The sequence below is a fragment of the Vibrio sp. TH_r3 genome, assembly GCF_033101115.1.
Classification (GTDB): domain Bacteria; phylum Pseudomonadota; class Gammaproteobacteria; order Enterobacterales; family Vibrionaceae; genus Vibrio.
Genome location: NZ_JAWMPW010000037.1, coordinates 1 through 17,043 on the forward strand (window position 1 = coordinate 1; position 17,043 = coordinate 17,043).

Sequence of the window (17,043 nt, forward strand, 5' to 3'; positions counted from 1 at the left end):
ATTTAAAATGTTTGGTTTCACTGTCGACAACGTAGTAGACACAGCCAAAGAAGTGCTTGCTTAATTATTACTATTAATCATTAACAGCACTTTACTTTATGGTTATAGATAGTATGTCAATTGATATGCTATCTAATTTAAACTCACATGAGTTAAGTGAGCTTTATTTATTGAACCGAGCATCAAGCTCGGTTTTTTTATGCATGCGATTTTAATTAATATCCCGTATTATTCGTGTTCAAATTTAAGGGATGAGAGTGTAGCTGATGTTGAGAATCGCGATTAATGGATTTGGACGGATAGGGCGTAACGTGCTGCGCGCATTGTATGAAAGTGGAAAGAACGAAAAGATTCAGGTTGTTGCTGTAAATGAACTGGCACAGCCGGATGCTATGGCGCATTTGTTACAATATGATACCAGTCACGGTCGATTCAAAAAAAAGATTACCAATGACCAACAACATATTTTTATCCATCATAAGAGTGGAGAGTTCGATTCAGTTAAAATGTTTCATCTAATTGATATTGAATTACTCCCTTGGAGAGATCTTGAGGTTGATATTGTTTTAGATTGTACTGGTGTTTATGGTAATAGAGAGCATGGGTTACGCCATATTACTGCAGGTGCTAAAAAGGTTCTTTTTTCTCACCCTGGAGCTAATGATCTCGATAATACGATTATTTATGGTGTTAATGAGCAATCTTTATTACCAGAGCATAAGATTGTATCTAACGGTTCTTGTACTACAAATTGCATAGTGCCTATTATTAAAGTGTTAGATGAAGCATTCGGTATCGACTCGGGCACGATTACTACCATTCATTCATCAATGAATGATCAACAAGTGATTGATGCTTACCATTCTGATCTTCGCCGAACTCGGGCAGCAAGTCAGTCTATTATACCTGTTGATACCAAATTACATAAAGGTATAGAACGAATATTTCCGAAATTTTCTAACAAATTCGAAGCGATATCGGTTCGAGTTCCGACTGTTAATGTAACAGCAATGGATTTAAGCGTCACAATTAATACAAAAGTGAAAGTTAATGACGTAAATCAAACCATCATACAGGCATCTCAGTGTACATTACGTGACATTGTTGACTATACTGAAAAGCCACTAGTTTCGATCGATTTCAATCATGATTCGCATAGTGCGATAGTGGATGGTTCTCAAACTAGAGTAAGCGACGGTCGTTTAGTAAAAATGTTAGTTTGGTGTGACAACGAATGGGGTTTTGCCAACAGAATGCTAGACACCGCAATAACGATGCTTTCATGTGAAGAGTAAGGTTTATAAATAATTTATTTACGCAGTAAAATAAATTGATATTATACTCACAAAAGAAGCAACTAAAGAATTTCTAAGCTTGGTATAATACTGAGCTACACAAACTTTCTTAAATTTATCAATCGAGAGGACAAACCATGTCTGTAATCAAGATGACTGACCTGGATCTAGCAGGTAAACGTGTATTTATCCGTGCGGATCTCAATGTGCCTGTAAAAAATGGCAAAGTAACTTCTGATGCACGTATTCTTGCATCACTTCCTACTATTAAGCTATGTCTAGAAGCTGGCGCTAAAGTAATGGTTACTTCTCATTTAGGTCGCCCTACTGAAGGTGAGTATGCAGAAGAGTTCTCTTTGGCTCCTGTTGTAAACTACCTGAATGATGCACTTGATTGCGATGTAAAATTAGCCAAAGATTATTTAGATGGTCTAGAATTAAACGCTGGCGAGTTGGTTGTTCTTGAGAACGTTCGTTTTAATAAAGGCGAAAAGAAAAATGAAGAAGAACTGTCTAAAAAATACGCAGCGCTTTGCGATATCTTTGTAATGGATGCATTTGGTACGGCTCATCGTGCTCAAGCATCAACGCACGGTGTAGGTACTTACGCACCTATCGCTTGTGCTGGTCCTTTACTTGCTGCTGAATTAGAAGCATTAGGTAAAGCGATGGATAACCCAGCTCGTCCACTTGTTGCCATTGTTGGTGGATCTAAAGTTTCTACTAAACTAACCGTTCTTGAGTCACTTTCTAAAGTTGCTGATCAGTTAGTTGTTGGTGGTGGTATTGCCAATACATTTATCGCTGCAGACGGTCACAATGTAGGTAAGTCTTTGTATGAAGCCGATCTTATTGAAACTGCTCAAAAATTAATGAAAGAGTGTTCTATTCCGGTTGCTACAGATGTTGCTTGTGCTAAAGCGTTTGATGAAAATGCAGAAGCTGAAATCAAGAATGTTGCCGATGTACAAGATGACGATATGATTTTTGACCTAGGTCCAGACTCAACCGCGGCACTGGCTGAGATTATAGGCAATGCTAAGACGATTCTTTGGAATGGTCCTGTTGGCGTGTTTGAATTTAAAAACTTTGAAGCAGGTACCGCAGGTATCTCTAAAGCAATAGCTGATTCAGAAGGTTTCTCTGTTGCTGGTGGTGGTGATACTTTGGCTGCTATCGATAAGTTTGGCATTAAAGCCGATGTTTCTTATATTTCGACTGGTGGTGGTGCATTCCTTGAGTTTGTTGAGGGTAAAGTACTTCCTGCTGTTGCCATGTTAGAAGAACGTGCTAAAGCATAATTATTTTTAAGGCGGAAGTTTACTTCCGCCTTTCTGTTTGCTGAGGTTGGTTGTTTGTTGTTAGAATGCCAAGCGTATAATTAGTAAACGATTGCTACATTTGTAAAAAAACTTGTAAGAAATTCATTTAAAACGACAGAAAATAGGACTCATTCCATGTCTAAGATCTTCGATTTCGTAAAACCTGGTGTTATCTCTGGTGCTGACGTACAGAAAGTATTTGAAGTGGCGAAAGAAAACAACTTTGCCCTACCTGCTGTAAACTGTGTAGGTACTGATTCTGTAAACGCAGTGCTAGAAGCAGCAGCTAAAGTTAAAGCGCCTGTTATTGTTCAATTTTCTAATGGTGGTGCTGCTTTCTTTGCAGGTAAAGGCGTTCCTTTAGAAGGTGCTGCTGGTCCTATTCTTGGTGCCGTTGCTGGTGCTAAATATGTTCATGCTGTGGCAGAATCTTACGGTGTTCCAGTTATTCTTCACACTGACCACGCTGCTAAGAAGCTACTTCCTTGGATCGACGGATTACTAGATGCTGGTGAAGAGTTTTTTGAGCAAACTGGTAAGCCTCTTTTCTCTTCTCATATGATTGACCTTTCTGAAGAATCTTTAGAAGAAAATATTGAAATTTCTGCTAAATACCTTGCTCGTATGGCAAAAATGGGTATGACACTTGAAATTGAACTAGGTTGTACTGGTGGTGAAGAAGATGGCGTAGATAACTCTGATATGGATGCATCTGAGTTATATACTTCTCCTGAAGATGTTGCTTATGCCTATGAAAAATTAGTGGCTATCAGCCCTAACTTCACTATTGCTGCTTCTTTCGGTAATGTTCACGGTGTTTATCAAGCTGGTAACGTTGTTCTTACTCCAACTATCTTGCGTGATTCTCAAGCATACTGTTCTGAAAAGTTTGGCATTGCACCAAATGCACTTAACTTCGTATTCCACGGTGGTTCTGGTTCTTCTGAAGCTGAAATTCAAGAATCTATTGGCTACGGTGTAATTAAAATGAACATCGATACTGATACGCAGTGGGCATGTTGGGATGGTATTCGTGAATACGAAGCTGCCAACCATGATTTCCTACAAGGCCAAATTGGTAACCCAACCGGTGAAGCTGCACCAAACAAAAAATATTATGATCCACGTGTTTGGTTACGTGCTGGTCAAGTATCAATGGTTACTCGTCTTGAGAAAGCTTTTGCCGACCTTAACGCTGTTGACGTTCTATAACTCGTCTTTGATGCGAACGTTATAAAATAGTTTTTTATAACCAAAATGATAAAAACCGCTCTTTAAGAGCGGTTTTTTTATATTATAGAACAATAAATAGGGTGGCGATGTGTCAATAAAATCAAGGTTGACGCTGAATAACTAAGATCAAGTTATTTTAGTTAGCGAAGTGTGATTTTTTTAAACAATTACTCTATTTCTCAATTAAGAGTCTAGATTTATCACTCTAACGTAGGGTATCTTAGCGCTCAATGTTAAATGATGTGTTATTTTGTTGTGTTTAAGTTAGTGATTATAGTCATTTGCTAATCTAGACTAGAAAATAATGCTATCTTTTTAGAATTAAAATAAAATCGTTGGTATAAAAATAGTTGTTGTACCAACGTAATCTTATTAAAGACAACCTGAGGGAAAATAAATGGCGAGTGAAGATACAGCAATTGTTGATGTAACCGAAACCTTTTCGGTCGCTGAAAAATGGTTTACTGATAATTCAGATTTACTAATTCAGTATGGTGTGAATATTATTTCAGCGGTTCTGATCCTTTTTATCGGTAATATTATTGTTAAAGCTATTGCAAATAGTGTAGCTAAAGTACTAAACAAAAAAGAGATGGACACAGCAGTTGTCGATTTTGTGCATGCTTTGGTTCGTTACTTACTATTTGTTATTGTTCTAATCGCTGCGTTAGGTCGTCTAGGTGTACAAACAGCATCGGTTGTCGCGGTTATTGGTGCGGCAGGCTTAGCGGTAGGCCTAGCGTTACAAGGTTCACTTTCTAACTTTGCGGCTGGCGTATTGATTGTTGCTTTCCGTCCATTTAAGTCTGGTGACTATGTTGAGATTGGTGGCGTAGCGGGTTCTGTTAGCTCTATACAAATTTTTCAGACGGTTCTAACTACCCCAGATAACAAAATGGTTGTAGTTCCTAATGGCTCAGTTATTGGTGGAGCGATTGTTAACTATTCACACCACGATACTCGTCGTATCGATCATGTTATTGGTGTTTCTTATAGTGCTGATTTACAAAAAGCGAAAGCGGTTATCACTCGTGTTTTAGAATCAGATGAGCGTATATTAAAGCAACCTGGTATTACGGTTGGTGTGGTTGCTCTTGCTGATTCATCGGTAAACTTTGTTGCTCGCCCTTGGTGTCGTACTGCAGATTACTGGGCAGTGTATTTCGATACACTACAAGCTATAAAAGAGGAATTGGATAAAGAAGGTATTGAGATCCCATTCCCACAAATGGATGTGCATTTAAATAAAGTTGATTAAGCTTATTAACCTTATTTGATAACATAGCCGAAAACGCTCCTTTTAGGAGCGTTTTTTCTTTGAAAACAGTATGTTTCAGTGGTTGGTGTTTTTTAATGTACTAAAGCGATGAAAGTACCTCCAAGGGAATATATTAGAATATCAATCCAATCAAATGTAGTACCTATCACGATAGAAACCGCAGGATTTTCGTTGAGACCTAATAAGTAAAGTACATCGAAATATTGAGCAAGTTCTACTAAATAAGAGAACAGCACTACACTTATGATTAATTTATAAGGTGTTATATCAATAAATGCTCTTACGAAGTAATAGATAAATATTACGACTAAAAAATCACCAAAATAAGCTCTTACAAAATCGCCTTTTATATAAAGTGCTATATAGACTAATACTATTAATAATAGTAACGCTTTAATTAAAGAACCTTTATTTAGTTTGATCATTCTTATCGATTTATAATTAATGGTTAAATTATAACTCTCATAATGAGTATGATGGAATTTAGTATGTTGTTTATAAAAACAAGATAACTCATTGTATACTAATTAAATAATTCTATTGTGAGAGAGATAGCTATTAACATCATAACGAGTGCAACAGCTAAATCTATTGCTATTTTTACTTTTGGTTTCGACAATGTATTCGCAAGTTTTGATGCTGCTATAGATAGGCCAAAAAACCAAACTAAAGATGCGATCATAGTTCCCAAGGCAAATGAGAGTCGTTCTAGACCAGTAAATTGACCGCCAATTGAACCAAGTACCACGATAGTGTCTAAATAAACGTGGGGGTTCAATAACGAGACGGCTAATACTCCTATTATAACTGCATGCCGGCTTTTTATTGATAAGTTGACATCAATCGCTTCGGTTTTGAATTGCAAAGCACTTTTTACCGATAGGTAACTATAAAAAGTCAGGAATAATATTCCGCCAATGGTGGCAATATTGAGTAACGTTTCATTCTGAGAAAATAAGCTTCCTCCCCCAAATACACCTAACGATATGAGTAGTATGTCGATTAGGCTACATGTTGCGGCTGTCATTAAATGGTGGTTTCTTTTAATTCCTTGGTTAAGTACATAAGCGTTTTGAGCTCCTATCGGAATAATCATACTAGCACCTAAACTAAAGCCTTGAAAAACAATCCAAAAACTCACAAAAACCTCTGTCTTATTTCTAATTTTACCAAAGGATAATGAATTCTTTTTAATAAATATATCTAATGATATTAATATATAATAAGTTGTACTTATTACTATTGGAGTGTCTTAAATGAGAGGTTTAGATTATCGTTGGATTGTGGCGCTTGATGCTGTGATTAGTTATCGAAGTTTTGATAAGGCAGCCAAGGTATTATCTATATCGCAATCTGCAGTATCACAACGAATAAAACAGTTAGAGCAATGGGCTTCACAGCCAGTATTGATTCGTGAACAGCCACCTAAACCGACACTTACTGGTCAGAAGTTGTTAGGTCTGTATAGAAGAGTCTCTTTGTTAGAGCAAGATCTTCTTCCTGAGTTGATGAGTGAAGATGCAAAGGTTGCCGTTGATGTTTCTATTGCAACAAATGCGGATAGCCTTGCGACATGGTTGTTACCTAGCTTGGCTGATTTATTGAAGTCGTCTCAAATTGCTATAAATTTTGTAGTTGATGATGAAAATAGAACATTGGAAAAACTTAGAACAGGTGAAGTTGTTGGAGCAATCTCGGTAGATAATCGTTCCATACCCGGTTGTACTGCTGATTATTTAGGCGTAACGGAATACATTTGTGTCGCTAGTCCAGATTTTTGTCAACGATTCTTTGCGAATGGAGTATCACCAGAATCTTTATTAGCAGCGCCAGCAGTGGTGTTTAACCAGCATGATCATATGCATGAACATTTCATTCAACAATATTTCTCGTTATCTATAAATAATGTGACTAAGCATACGGTAAGAAGTTCGGAAGCATTTGTTAAAATGACGACTTTAGGTGTGGCTTACTCTTTAATTCCTAAACTACAAATTGAGCAAGAACTAAAACAAGGAATACTGGTTAATATCTCACCTGAATTTAGTATTTCAAATAAGCTGTATTGGCATCATTGGAATTTGGAAAGTGGTGTGTTGAAGAATTTATCGAAAGCTATTATTCAACATGCAAAGCAAACTTTACCTCAATAATTTAATTATACGACATCATAAAATTGCGGGTCAAAACAAAGATAGGAAAATAAAAAAGGCATCGTATTCGATGCCTTTACTTGCTTTGATTTAGCTAAAATGATGATAGATGATTAGTGTAGCAATCTTGCTCTAATCGTTCCTTCAATCTCTTTTAGTTTGACCAGTGCTTCTTCAGAACGGCTGGCTTCTACATCAATAACCACATAACCCATTTCAGACGTTGTTTGCAGGTATTGGCCTGTAATATTAATGCCTTCCTCAGCGAAGATGGTGTTAATTTGGGTCAAAATACCAGGACGGTTTTCATGGATATGTAATAGTCTTGATGAACTTTTGTGTATTGGTAGTGATACTTCTGGGAAGTTGACTGATGAAAGCGTTGAGCCATTGTCAGAGTATTTGGTCAGTTTACCTGCCACTTCAATTCCGATGTTCTCTTGTGCTTCTTGAGTTGAACCACCAACGTGAGGCGTTAGAATAACGTTGTCGAACTTCATTAATGGTGATTCAAATGGGTCAGCATTGGTTTTTGGCTCTGTTGGAAATACGTCAACAGCAGCACCGCTTAAATGTTTAGATTCTAAAGCGTCACAAAGCGCAGGAATATCAACCACAGTACCGCGAGCAGCATTGATAAAGATAGCCCCTGGTTTCATTTGAGCAAACTCTGCTGCACCCATCATATTCTTCGTGCCATTTGTTTCTGGCACGTGCAGTGATATGACGTCACATTGATTAAGGAGTTCTTCCATGCTTTGAACCTGGGTGACATTACCTAGAGAAAGTTTGTTTTCAATATCATAGAAGTAAACTCTCATACCTAGGTTTTCTGCAATAATACCGAGCTGTGTACCGATATGACCATAACCGATAATACCGAGCTTTTTACCACGAGCTTCATAGGAAGCATCCGCTGATTTTTTCCAAAGACCGCGATGAGCGAGGGCATTTTTTTCTGGGATGCCACGTAGCATTAATAAAATCTGGCCTAGTACAAGTTCTGCAACACTACGAGTATTAGAGAATGGTGCGTTAAATACTGGAATACCTCGTTTTGCGGCAGCTTTTAAATTGACTTGGTTGGTTCCAATACAGAAACAACCGACAGCAACTAATTTATTTGCCGCTTGAAAAACTTCTTCAGATAGGTTGGTTCGCGAGCGAATACCGATAAAATGGACATCTTTGACTGCTTCTAATAACTCTTCATCAGACAATGAACCTTTATGGTATTCAATGTTGCTATAACCTGCAGACTCAAACACTTCGACACTTGAAGGATGCAGACCTTCGAGTAGAAGAATTTTAATTTTATCTTTTTCCAGTGATACTCTAGCCATTAATTCTCGTCCTTAAAATGAGGGGGCTTTTCGGCACAATATAATAGTAAGTAACAGGCAGCACTTGTTTGTCTTATATGCCAAACGATCCTGCTGTCTATTTTCTGACACCTAAATTATCAAAAAAAAAGATAAAAGGGTAAGAATATTACGGAATAAATAATAAAAAACGGCGCATATTTAGCACCGTTTGTTATCAAATTACGCAAAGGATTTACATTATTCTTCTATTTTTGCGCCTTCAGGCGTACCTGTTATAACTACATCGGCACCCCTGTGAGCAAAAAGTCCAACGGTCACCACACCAGCAATTGAATTAATCTGGTCTTCAAGTTTTTTGGGCTCAGTAATTTTTAAACCATATATGTCAATGATTATATTGCCATTATCTGTTACAACGCCTTCACGGTAGGCAGGATCCCCACCAAGTTTAACGATTTGGCGTCCAACATACGAACGAGCCATAGGGATAACTTCAACAGGTAATGGGAACTCACCTAGTACGTTAACGGCTTTTGTTCCGTCAACAATACAAATGAATTTGTCCGATATTGCCGCAACAATTTTTTCACGAGTGAGTGCCGCTCCTCCTCCCTTAATCATCTCTTTTGCAGGGTTAATTTCATCAGCACCGTCGACATAAACGTCCAGCTTATCGACTTCATTACAATCAAATATTTCGATTCCTAATGCTTCTAATTTTTTTGTTGAGTCATCAGAGCTAGAAACTGCGCCTTTAATTTCATCTTTCATTGTTCCGAGAGCATCGATGAAGTGTTTAACTGTAGAGCCTGTACCTACACCGACAATGCTTCCTGCTTTAACATATTTTAACGCCGCCCAGCCAGCTTCCTTCTTCATTTCATCTTGTGTCATGATGTTCTCCAGAACGTGTATATAATTTATATACCCGTTATCCTTTAAGGTGCCTCTTTGTTGACCAAGCTTACGCTCCTCAATCACATAATAAATTTATGCTTATGGGTTTTCGTTTGCTTGTCGCCTCAATGCAACTCCAATGATTTTGGGTATAGAGGTAATGTGAACCGTTACGATTGGTTAAGCGAGCCCACTAATCATAATAGCTAGTTTAAGTGCGGAGAATTATAGCTGCTTATTCGGTCATTGCCCAATAGCATCCTTACCATTTCCATATTTTTGATGGTGTTGCGATGAAAGGCAGTGGAATGTCCCAACTTTCCGTTGGTACTTTGGCGATTTGTTGACAGTTATGAGCAATACCTATAGGAATAGCACCTTCGCCGGTTTTATGCCAATGAGCAAGGCTCCTATCATAGTAACCCCCCCCCATACCTAGCCGGTTTCCATTCGCATCAAAAGCCACTAGCGGAGTGAATATGATATCAAGCTGAGCCATGGGGATAACATTGCTCAGGTGCAATTTTGGCTCTGGTATTCTAAAGGCGTTTAATGTCATTACCGTGTTTTGTTCATAACGAAGAAAAAGTAAGTGGCCTTTAGAGAATGGATGTAAAACAGGCAAAAATACGTGTTTGCCTTGTTCCCATAAATATTCAATGACTGGCTTGGTGTCAAGTTCTCCATCGACAGATAGGTAAAGAGCAATATTCTTGGCGTGATTCAGTTTTGGTAAGAATTTGAGTTGAGCGAGAAGTTGTTTTGCTGCGCTAACCTGATCGAAAGAGGAAAGAGCGTTTCTTTGTTGTCTAATGTCTTTGCGTATTGCTAATCGTACATCTTGCATAGAGGATACCCCAGAGTGCCGTTGAGGATTAATGGCCCTTGAACCAGCTGGTTCAAGGCGGATCAGCAATGAATGCCGTAGGCTTCTCGATACGAGCCGAGCTTGCTCAATAGTATTCAAGTACTAACCCTTGGGTATTGCTTATCGGCTCAGGGACTTAAATCCTGCTGACAAACACCCCAGGGTAAATTAGTGTAATGCTAGTTTCTACACAGCTTAGTCACAGTGGCCTTATTTTTACGAACCAAGCGCTTCATCTAGTGATGCGCTGAGCTGCTCAAGGCGTTTTGTTATTTGTTCTTGACTGTTATCTTTTTCACTTTTTATCTGTTGCAATTCATAACAAATATTCAGTGCTGCAATAGTAAGTAGTTTTTCTATATTTGATACTTTAGTTCGCTGAGTCATTTCTTGCAATCGATTATCAAGATCTTGTGCAGCTTGACGTAACGAGTCTTCTTGCCCTGGAGGGCAATTTACTCGGGTCAATTTACCCAATATTTCAATCTCAACTGCATTATTGCTCATAATGAATGAACTCTTGTTAAGTAATAACCCAAACTCATATGGTGAGCTATTAATTGTTTCATCTTAGAGCAAGCACTATAGAAAATGCTTTATCAAGATTCAAGCATTTCAAGTCATTACTGGTGAAATGACCACTTAAACACACAGTAATTCGACAATTTGCACAATTGCTAACCAGATACTGTTACGGTTTTCGCTGTGATGTTGAAATGCTAGAATAGGGCAACTTTAAATCACTAATGTGAGCAATCATGAGCAAAACTACTCTCCCTGACTATGTAACTATTGCATCCGGCCTTCAATCTTCGAATCTCTCCGTTACTCCCGCAGAACTACACGGTTTATTGGTAGGGATGTTGAGTGGAGGATTGTCTCTTACTGATAAAAGCTGGCAGCCACTGCTCTTTGATTATACAAATGATGGTATGGGTTGGCCTGATAAAGCGTTAAAGCATGCAGAATCGGCTTTAACGTTGAGTACCACTGAATTGAGTGGTACAGGCATAGAGCTATCTATGTTGCTTCCTGATGATGATGCCGATTTAATGGAAATGGCCGATGCGTTATCTGAATGGGTTAATCACTTCATTTCTGGTCTTGGTTTAGTGAATATTACGTTAAAGAGTTTGCCCGCTGATGTAAAAGAGGCATTAAACGATCTAGAAGAGATCAGTAAATTGGGAATAGATGAAGATGATGATTTAGCTGAACAAGCGGATTTACTTGAGCAAGTGATTGAACACGTAAAAGCGTGTGTGTTGATTATTCATGCGGAATTTGGCAAGAAGTTACCTCAACAAGAAAGCAACCCTACTATTCATTAAGGCTAAAAAATGAAACAGTACGATATTGTTATTGCAGGTGGAGCAATGGTTGGTTCAACGTTAGCGCTAGCCTTGGACCATCTTTCTCAACAAGGGCTCTCTATTGCTGTTATTGAGCCTTACGCAGTCGACAATGATGCACCACACCCAGGGTTTGATTCTCGGTCAATAGCTTTATCGTATGGAACTAAATTGATTTTAGAAAAGTTTCAGTTATGGTCTGTTATAGAGCCATTCACTACTGCTATTGATCATATTCATGTTTCCGACCGAGGACAGATTGGAGTTACCCATATCGATAAAACGGAACAATGTGTTCCGGCGTTAGGTTATGTGGTTGAACTAGCCGATGTGGGTTCTTTGTATAAGCAACGTATCGACAACTGTAAACAGATAGATTATTTGTGTCCGGACTCGGTTGCTCGTATTGATAGAGAGCGAGATTTTACTCTAGTGACACTTACAAGCGGTCAAGTGCTTTGCTGTCAGATCTTAGTGGCAGCGGATGGAGCCGATTCTACGTGTTGTAATTTATTAGGACATGAACAAACAGAATATGACTTTGAACAAGTTGCCATTATTACCAATGTGGAAATATCTGAACCGCATCACGGTAGAGCATTTGAGCGCTTTACCTCTAGCGGGCCGCTAGCTTTTTTGCCTATGTCTAATAATCGGATGTCGGTGGTGTGGTGTTTAAAGCCTGAACAAGTACAAAAAACCTTAGTGTTTTCTGATGAGGAGTTTATTGCTGAATTACAAACTCAGTTTGGTTGGCGACTTGGCAAAATATTACGAGTTGGTAAAAAAGCCAGCTACCCTTTAATTTTGAAGAAAAAACAGCAGATAGTATCGCATCGATTTGCCACAGTCGGTAATGCTGCTCAACTATTACACCCTATCGCAGGTCAAGGTTTTAATTTAGGTATCCGAGATGTAGAAAGCCTAGCAAGTAAACTTGTAGGGCAGAAAGATGTAGGTGATTTTTCTCTGCTGAGTCAGTATAGAAAGTGTCGTGAAGATGATCGCGATAGAACCATTGAGTTAATTTCAACGATGGTGCATATTTTTTCTAATGATTGGTTTCCTCTACAACTGGGGCGAAACGTCGCTCTTATGGCTATGGATAATAGTCGTTTATTTAAATCACCATTGCTTGGAAGAACGATGGGGTTAGTGAGAAAATAAATTATGATGCAAAGTGTTGATATTGTGATTATTGGCGGAGGAATGGTTGGCTTGACTGTTGCTGCTGCACTTAAGGATACCGATTTACGGATCGCAGTGATTGAAGGTATTGAACCTGAAAATGAATTGCAACCGTTACCTGATGTTAGAGTTTCTGCTCTTAGTCGTGCTAGTGAGCAAATATTAAAAAATATAGGAGCTTGGGTAGGTATTGAGCGAAGAAGAGCCGCACCTTATCAAGCTATGGAAGTGTGGGAAAAAGACAGTTTTGCTCGAATTGAATTTAATTCAACAGTGTTAGGTCAGCCGAATCTTGGTTACATTGTTGAAAATAGAGTAGTTCAACTTGCTTTGTTAGAGCGAGTGAAAACTCAATCTAACGTTTCTCTTTTCATGCCAATGAAATGCAATTCACTTGTTATGGGGGAAAGTGAAGCGTGGTTAACCTTAGATAATGGACAATTTTTAACATCCAAGCTTGTTATAGGGGCCGATGGTGCAAATTCATGGGTTCGACAACAAGCTGATATTCCTTTGACTCATTGGGATTATGGTCACAGTGCGTTAGTCGCTAATATTCAGACCACTGAAAGTCATGCTCAAGTGGCTAGACAAGTGTTTACACCGCTTGGTCCGTTGGCTTTTCTACCATTAACAGATGATAAAATGAGCTCAATTGTATGGTCGACCGATCCTCAACGAGCGGAACAATTGCTTTCAATGTCAACGAATGACTTCGACAAACAATTGAGTGCCGAATTTGATATGAGATTGGGTCGGTGTCGGTTGGTGGGGGAAAGACAGGCTTTTCCTCTCAAAATGAGATATGCAAGAGATTTTGTGTTAGAGCGAATGGCTTTAGTTGGTGATGCTGCCCATACAATTCATCCACTGGCAGGGCAAGGTGTAAATTTAGGTTTGCTTGATGCCGCTTGTCTTGCTCAAGAAATTCTACGTTTATGGAATACTGGAGAAGATGTAGGTAGTCGTAGTAATTTACGTAATTATGAACGTTGGCGTAAAGCGGAAGCGGCGAAAATGATTGCGGCGATGCAAGGGTTTAAAGATCTGTTTGAAGGCGGTAATCCGGCTAAGAAGTTTATTAGAGGGTTAGGTATGGCCTTAGCTGACCAATTACCTGGTGCTAAAGATGAAGTAATGAAACGAGCGTTAGGTTTAAAAGGAAATTTACCTGAACTAGCTAAAGAAAAAAACACACTTTATTATTCTTAATTACTTATGAATCATCTTATTAACCATAAAAAGCAAAAAGGTAGTGATAACCTCTTTGCTTTTTAGTTGATATTATTTATCTGGTGTTGATTGTCTATTGAGCGACTTAATAGCGCTTAATTATCTGGAGGTTATACATTATGAGTATGCACAGCGGAGTCTCATTACCTCTTGGTTTATTTCTTTAACTGCTCGAAAATGCCGTTTATCTGCTTTCTCTGGAATGATTAACTTACCATTATCAAATTCAAACTTGCCGATCCCGTATATATAAATTTTACCTTTAAAAAGTCGGCTTATATGTTTAGCTATCATACTCGGTGTATAGCGTTTAAACAGTCTCATAATTAATCCTTATTATATACCGCATGAAGTAGATTATACCTTCTGATATATGAAGGTATTGTGACTAGCATGGTGGAATACCTTTGTAATATGGACTTTATTGGTTTTTTGTGTTGAATTCATCAAATATGGAGTGTTATCTCTATTCTGACGTGATGTATCTCTCAAAAAACACATTGTCTAGCAATGGGTAAAATAACAGAATTACCTGTTGTTTAAAAAGTGTCCATAATTGCTATTAATAACTCTAATAGTATAGATGCTTCGTGGTAATTTGAGACAATATCCGTAAGTAAAAAAAAGCCCGTCTACAGTTGACGGGCGAAAAATCACAGATGCATTACACAAAAGTGGATATTACTGACTTATCAGTGGATTCACTTTGTCTGCTCATAGATAAATATGGAGTATATGAGCAGAAAGGCGAGAATATAGTAGTTGCCTTTTAATGAGTAGCTATATTTTAAATTTGAATAAAAATTCAATGGTTGGTGTTGGTGGATTGTGACTTTGTACCAAGATTTATGCTGTTTGTTGCATCGATTCTCAATGTTAAAACGTTTGATTTGATTGGTTTTATGGCTTTGATTGTGGTTCCTATAATGAAATAAGAGAGTGAATAGTTATTGCATGTATTATTCACTCTCTTACTACTTAAATGGTAGGTAAGAGCTAACGACTGCGCCGTGTCACTCCTTCTCCTTATTAATAATATAACTCGATAATTTTTATTGGTTTTTTCAGCGTTACCGCATTATTACGATAACAGCATTAGTCTTCTAAATTATAAGGTAGTGCTTCGATTTGCCATTGTGAATTAGGCTGATTGACGGCACGTAACTGTGTATCTGGTTCTAAATTATTAGGTAAAATAATTAAGCCGATGGTTACACCGTCTGCATAATGGTAATGAACAAATAACGAGCCTAAGCCGCGCCAATTTTCTCCGACACTGCGTTCAAGCTCTATATTACCATCGGGAACCTTATCTAAAACACCTTTGACTATTGCCATATAGCGCTTATTTGTACCTCGATATTTAGCCCTTGCAACTGTTTCTTGACCTGTGTAGCACCCTTTGGTGAAGCTAATGCCTCCTATTGCTTGAAGGTTAAATGCTTGAGGGATTTGACTATTTTGTACTGATTCTACGATCCTTGGTGTAGCACTTTCTATATCTAATTTATCCCAAATATCTTGGTCTGCAAAAACAGCATCGTTTAGCGAGTCGAGTAAGGCTGCAAGTGAGTCTTGGTTGATAAGTACTAACCAACGTTGTTGGTCAACTTTTACTACCGTCCCTCCAGGAATGGTTCTTACATCACCACTATCGGAAGTGAGGCTATTGATGGTTTGTTCTGCTTTATTGCCAATAACAGCGAGCACTAACTCTTGGCTAATAGAGATATCAACTTTGGAAAAAACTGAATATTTTTTTATCTCTTTAAGTGAGCTTTCGATAATCGATGCATGCTGAATGAGAGCAATATCGTTACGATGATGAAAACAACGAAAAATGCTTAGTACTTTACCTTTGGCATCACAATGTGCACCAAGAGATGAACGCTCTTTGCCCAATGAAACAACATCACAAGTAAGCTGTCCCTGTAAGTAGGATAATTGATCTTCTCCCGCTACCGATATTGATTTCCAAGAGTGCAGGTGAGAAATAATTAAATCGGGTAATGTATCGTTTGAATTAAGTTCAAGTTTTGTGAATCGGTTTTGCCATTCCATAATTGGTTCGCCTAGGCTATTTGATAATTAGAATTACTGTCTTATGTCTATAATGTTAATCCGCTTACAAATTTTTGTCAGCTATCGTTTCAATAATGTTTTTAAGTCATGTATTAGAGTTATTATATCTCGAGGACGATATTATTCAGAATAAAGAGTTCAATTGAGGTAATTAGATGTATAAACCAGAAGAAAAAGCACGTATTAAATGGGCGTGTCGTAGAGGAATGCTAGAGTTAGATGTCGTTATAATGCCATTTTTTGATGAGTGTTTTGATTCACTTTCTGAAACTGAACAACACGATTTTATTGCTTTGCTTGAATGTGATGATCCTGATTTGTTCAATTGGGTTATGCAACATGGTCGGAGTGATGATGAAAGGTTAGCTAATATGATAGATAAAATAGTTGCGCATAACCGCAGTAAATTGCGCTAGTCGCCGACACGTTAATTTATATTTGACTGATTCGAGAACCGCTCATGTTATCCAAAGTGTAATGTTAGCTTGGATGATATGGGCCATTCTCTCTTCACCTATGCCAATGGTTGCGTCACTCAGCCTTATAGGAAGCCTTGTTTATGCTCTTTTTAATTCTCATATTGAAACAAGAATGAGAAAATTAGAGATTCATTCAAATGGTGAGTTGAGCCTAAATAATAAACCAGATAAATGTAAAAGCGTTGTCACTCTATATAAGTTTTTCATGATTCAAATTAAAACTGATAAAGGTAATAAAATCAGCATTTGGCGTGATAGCTGTAAGGAGAGCGATTACAGACAGTTATTGGTTATGATTGATCTTTTTATGCAAAAGAAAAAGGAGTGATTTAATCAC

Annotated in this window: 18 protein-coding genes and 1 other RNA gene; 10 read left to right on the forward strand and 9 right to left on the reverse strand. The window is 38.0% G+C overall.

The window, feature by feature from the left end:
• Window positions 1-266 precede the first annotated feature (266 nt).
• The 4 genes from epd (at window position 267) to mscS (ending at window position 5,108) form a co-directional block, all read left to right on the forward strand.
• Window positions 267-1,295: an erythrose-4-phosphate dehydrogenase gene (epd, locus tag R3X26_RS17805; protein WP_317718681.1), complete on the forward strand. Its 1,029-nt coding sequence runs from the start codon at window positions 267-269 to the stop codon at window positions 1,293-1,295.
• A gap of 137 nt (window positions 1,296-1,432) precedes the next feature.
• A complete protein-coding gene (locus R3X26_RS17810) occupies window positions 1,433-2,596 on the forward strand; it encodes a phosphoglycerate kinase (protein ID WP_317718682.1) in 1,164 nt (387 codons plus the stop codon).
• Window positions 2,597-2,752: 156 nt separating this feature from the next.
• Entirely contained in the window at window positions 2,753-3,829 is a 1,077-nt protein-coding gene (gene fbaA, locus R3X26_RS17815) for a class II fructose-bisphosphate aldolase (RefSeq protein ID WP_317718683.1), read from the forward strand.
• A gap of 418 nt (window positions 3,830-4,247) precedes the next feature.
• On the forward strand, window positions 4,248-5,108 hold the full coding sequence (gene mscS, locus R3X26_RS17820; protein ID WP_317718684.1) for a small-conductance mechanosensitive channel MscS: 861 nt from the start codon (window positions 4,248-4,250) through the stop codon (window positions 5,106-5,108).
• 92 nt (window positions 5,109-5,200) lie between these two features.
• Here the strand turns inward: mscS and R3X26_RS17825 are convergent, their stop codons facing one another.
• Together R3X26_RS17825 and R3X26_RS17830 are read right to left on the reverse strand one after the other, a co-directional pair.
• Window positions 5,201-5,554 (reverse strand): DUF2809 domain-containing protein, encoded by a 354-nt coding sequence (locus tag R3X26_RS17825; RefSeq protein WP_317718685.1) that lies wholly within the window; start codon window positions 5,552-5,554, stop codon window positions 5,201-5,203.
• A 98-nt stretch (window positions 5,555-5,652) separates the two neighbouring features.
• Window positions 5,653-6,270 (reverse strand): LysE/ArgO family amino acid transporter, encoded by a 618-nt coding sequence (locus R3X26_RS17830; protein ID WP_317718686.1) that lies wholly within the window; start codon window positions 6,268-6,270, stop codon window positions 5,653-5,655.
• A 115-nt stretch (window positions 6,271-6,385) separates the two neighbouring features.
• Here R3X26_RS17830 and R3X26_RS17835 point away from each other — a divergent pair, with 115 nt between their 5' ends.
• On the forward strand, window positions 6,386-7,282 hold the full coding sequence (locus R3X26_RS17835; protein ID WP_317718687.1) for a LysR family transcriptional regulator ArgP: 897 nt from the start codon (window positions 6,386-6,388) through the stop codon (window positions 7,280-7,282).
• Between the two features lie 113 nt (window positions 7,283-7,395).
• Here R3X26_RS17835 and serA read toward each other — a convergent pair whose 3' ends face one another.
• The 5 genes from serA to zapA all read right to left on the reverse strand — a co-directional run bounded on the left by serA (window position 7,396) and on the right by zapA (window position 10,879).
• Entirely contained in the window at window positions 7,396-8,625 is a 1,230-nt protein-coding gene (serA, locus tag R3X26_RS17840; RefSeq protein WP_317718688.1) for a phosphoglycerate dehydrogenase, read from the reverse strand.
• Between the two features lie 219 nt (window positions 8,626-8,844).
• A complete protein-coding gene (gene rpiA / locus R3X26_RS17845; protein WP_317718689.1) occupies window positions 8,845-9,501 on the reverse strand; it encodes a ribose-5-phosphate isomerase RpiA in 657 nt (218 codons plus the stop codon).
• A gap of 265 nt (window positions 9,502-9,766) precedes the next feature.
• Complete coding sequence (locus R3X26_RS17850; RefSeq protein WP_317718690.1) at window positions 9,767-10,351, reverse strand: 5-formyltetrahydrofolate cyclo-ligase; 585 nt, start codon at window positions 10,349-10,351, stop codon at window positions 9,767-9,769.
• 3 nt (window positions 10,352-10,354) lie between these two features.
• Window positions 10,355-10,540: non-coding RNA, 6S RNA (gene ssrS / locus R3X26_RS17855), on the reverse strand.
• 48 nt (window positions 10,541-10,588) lie between these two features.
• Complete coding sequence (gene zapA / locus R3X26_RS17860; protein ID WP_317718691.1) at window positions 10,589-10,879, reverse strand: cell division protein ZapA; 291 nt, start codon at window positions 10,877-10,879, stop codon at window positions 10,589-10,591.
• Window positions 10,880-11,130: 251 nt separating this feature from the next.
• Between zapA and R3X26_RS17865 the strand changes: the two genes are divergently transcribed.
• The 3 genes from R3X26_RS17865 to R3X26_RS17875 are packed head-to-tail and all read left to right on the forward strand — an operon-like array spanning window position 11,131 to window position 14,124.
• Window positions 11,131-11,703, forward strand: coding sequence for a YecA family protein (locus R3X26_RS17865; protein WP_317718692.1), 573 nt, complete (start codon window positions 11,131-11,133; stop codon window positions 11,701-11,703).
• Window positions 11,704-11,712: 9 nt separating this feature from the next.
• Window positions 11,713-12,891 carry a 2-octaprenyl-6-methoxyphenyl hydroxylase gene (gene ubiH / locus R3X26_RS17870; protein ID WP_317718693.1) on the forward strand — a complete coding sequence of 393 codons (1,179 nt, stop codon included), beginning with the start codon at window positions 11,713-11,715 and terminating at the stop codon, window positions 12,889-12,891.
• Window positions 12,892-12,894: 3 nt separating this feature from the next.
• A complete protein-coding gene (locus tag R3X26_RS17875) occupies window positions 12,895-14,124 on the forward strand; it encodes an FAD-dependent 2-octaprenylphenol hydroxylase (RefSeq protein WP_317718694.1) in 1,230 nt (409 codons plus the stop codon).
• A gap of 138 nt (window positions 14,125-14,262) precedes the next feature.
• Here the strand turns inward: R3X26_RS17875 and R3X26_RS17880 are convergent, their stop codons facing one another.
• Both R3X26_RS17880 and ygfZ read right to left on the reverse strand, forming a co-directional pair.
• A complete protein-coding gene (locus tag R3X26_RS17880) occupies window positions 14,263-14,469 on the reverse strand; it encodes a DUF1107 domain-containing protein (RefSeq protein WP_317718695.1) in 207 nt (68 codons plus the stop codon).
• 771 nt (window positions 14,470-15,240) lie between these two features.
• Window positions 15,241-16,206, reverse strand: a complete 966-nt coding sequence (gene ygfZ, locus R3X26_RS17885) for a tRNA-modifying protein YgfZ (RefSeq protein ID WP_317718696.1) — start codon at window positions 16,204-16,206, stop codon at window positions 15,241-15,243.
• 176 nt (window positions 16,207-16,382) lie between these two features.
• On the opposite strand from ygfZ, the gene R3X26_RS17890 reads away from it, so the two are divergent.
• Both R3X26_RS17890 and R3X26_RS17895 read left to right on the forward strand, forming a co-directional pair.
• Entirely contained in the window at window positions 16,383-16,643 is a 261-nt protein-coding gene (locus tag R3X26_RS17890) for a succinate dehydrogenase assembly factor 2 (protein WP_317718697.1), read from the forward strand.
• A 61-nt stretch (window positions 16,644-16,704) separates the two neighbouring features.
• Window positions 16,705-17,034 (forward strand): hypothetical protein, encoded by a 330-nt coding sequence (locus R3X26_RS17895; protein WP_317718698.1) that lies wholly within the window; start codon window positions 16,705-16,707, stop codon window positions 17,032-17,034.
• Window positions 17,035-17,043: the final 9 nt, after the last annotated feature.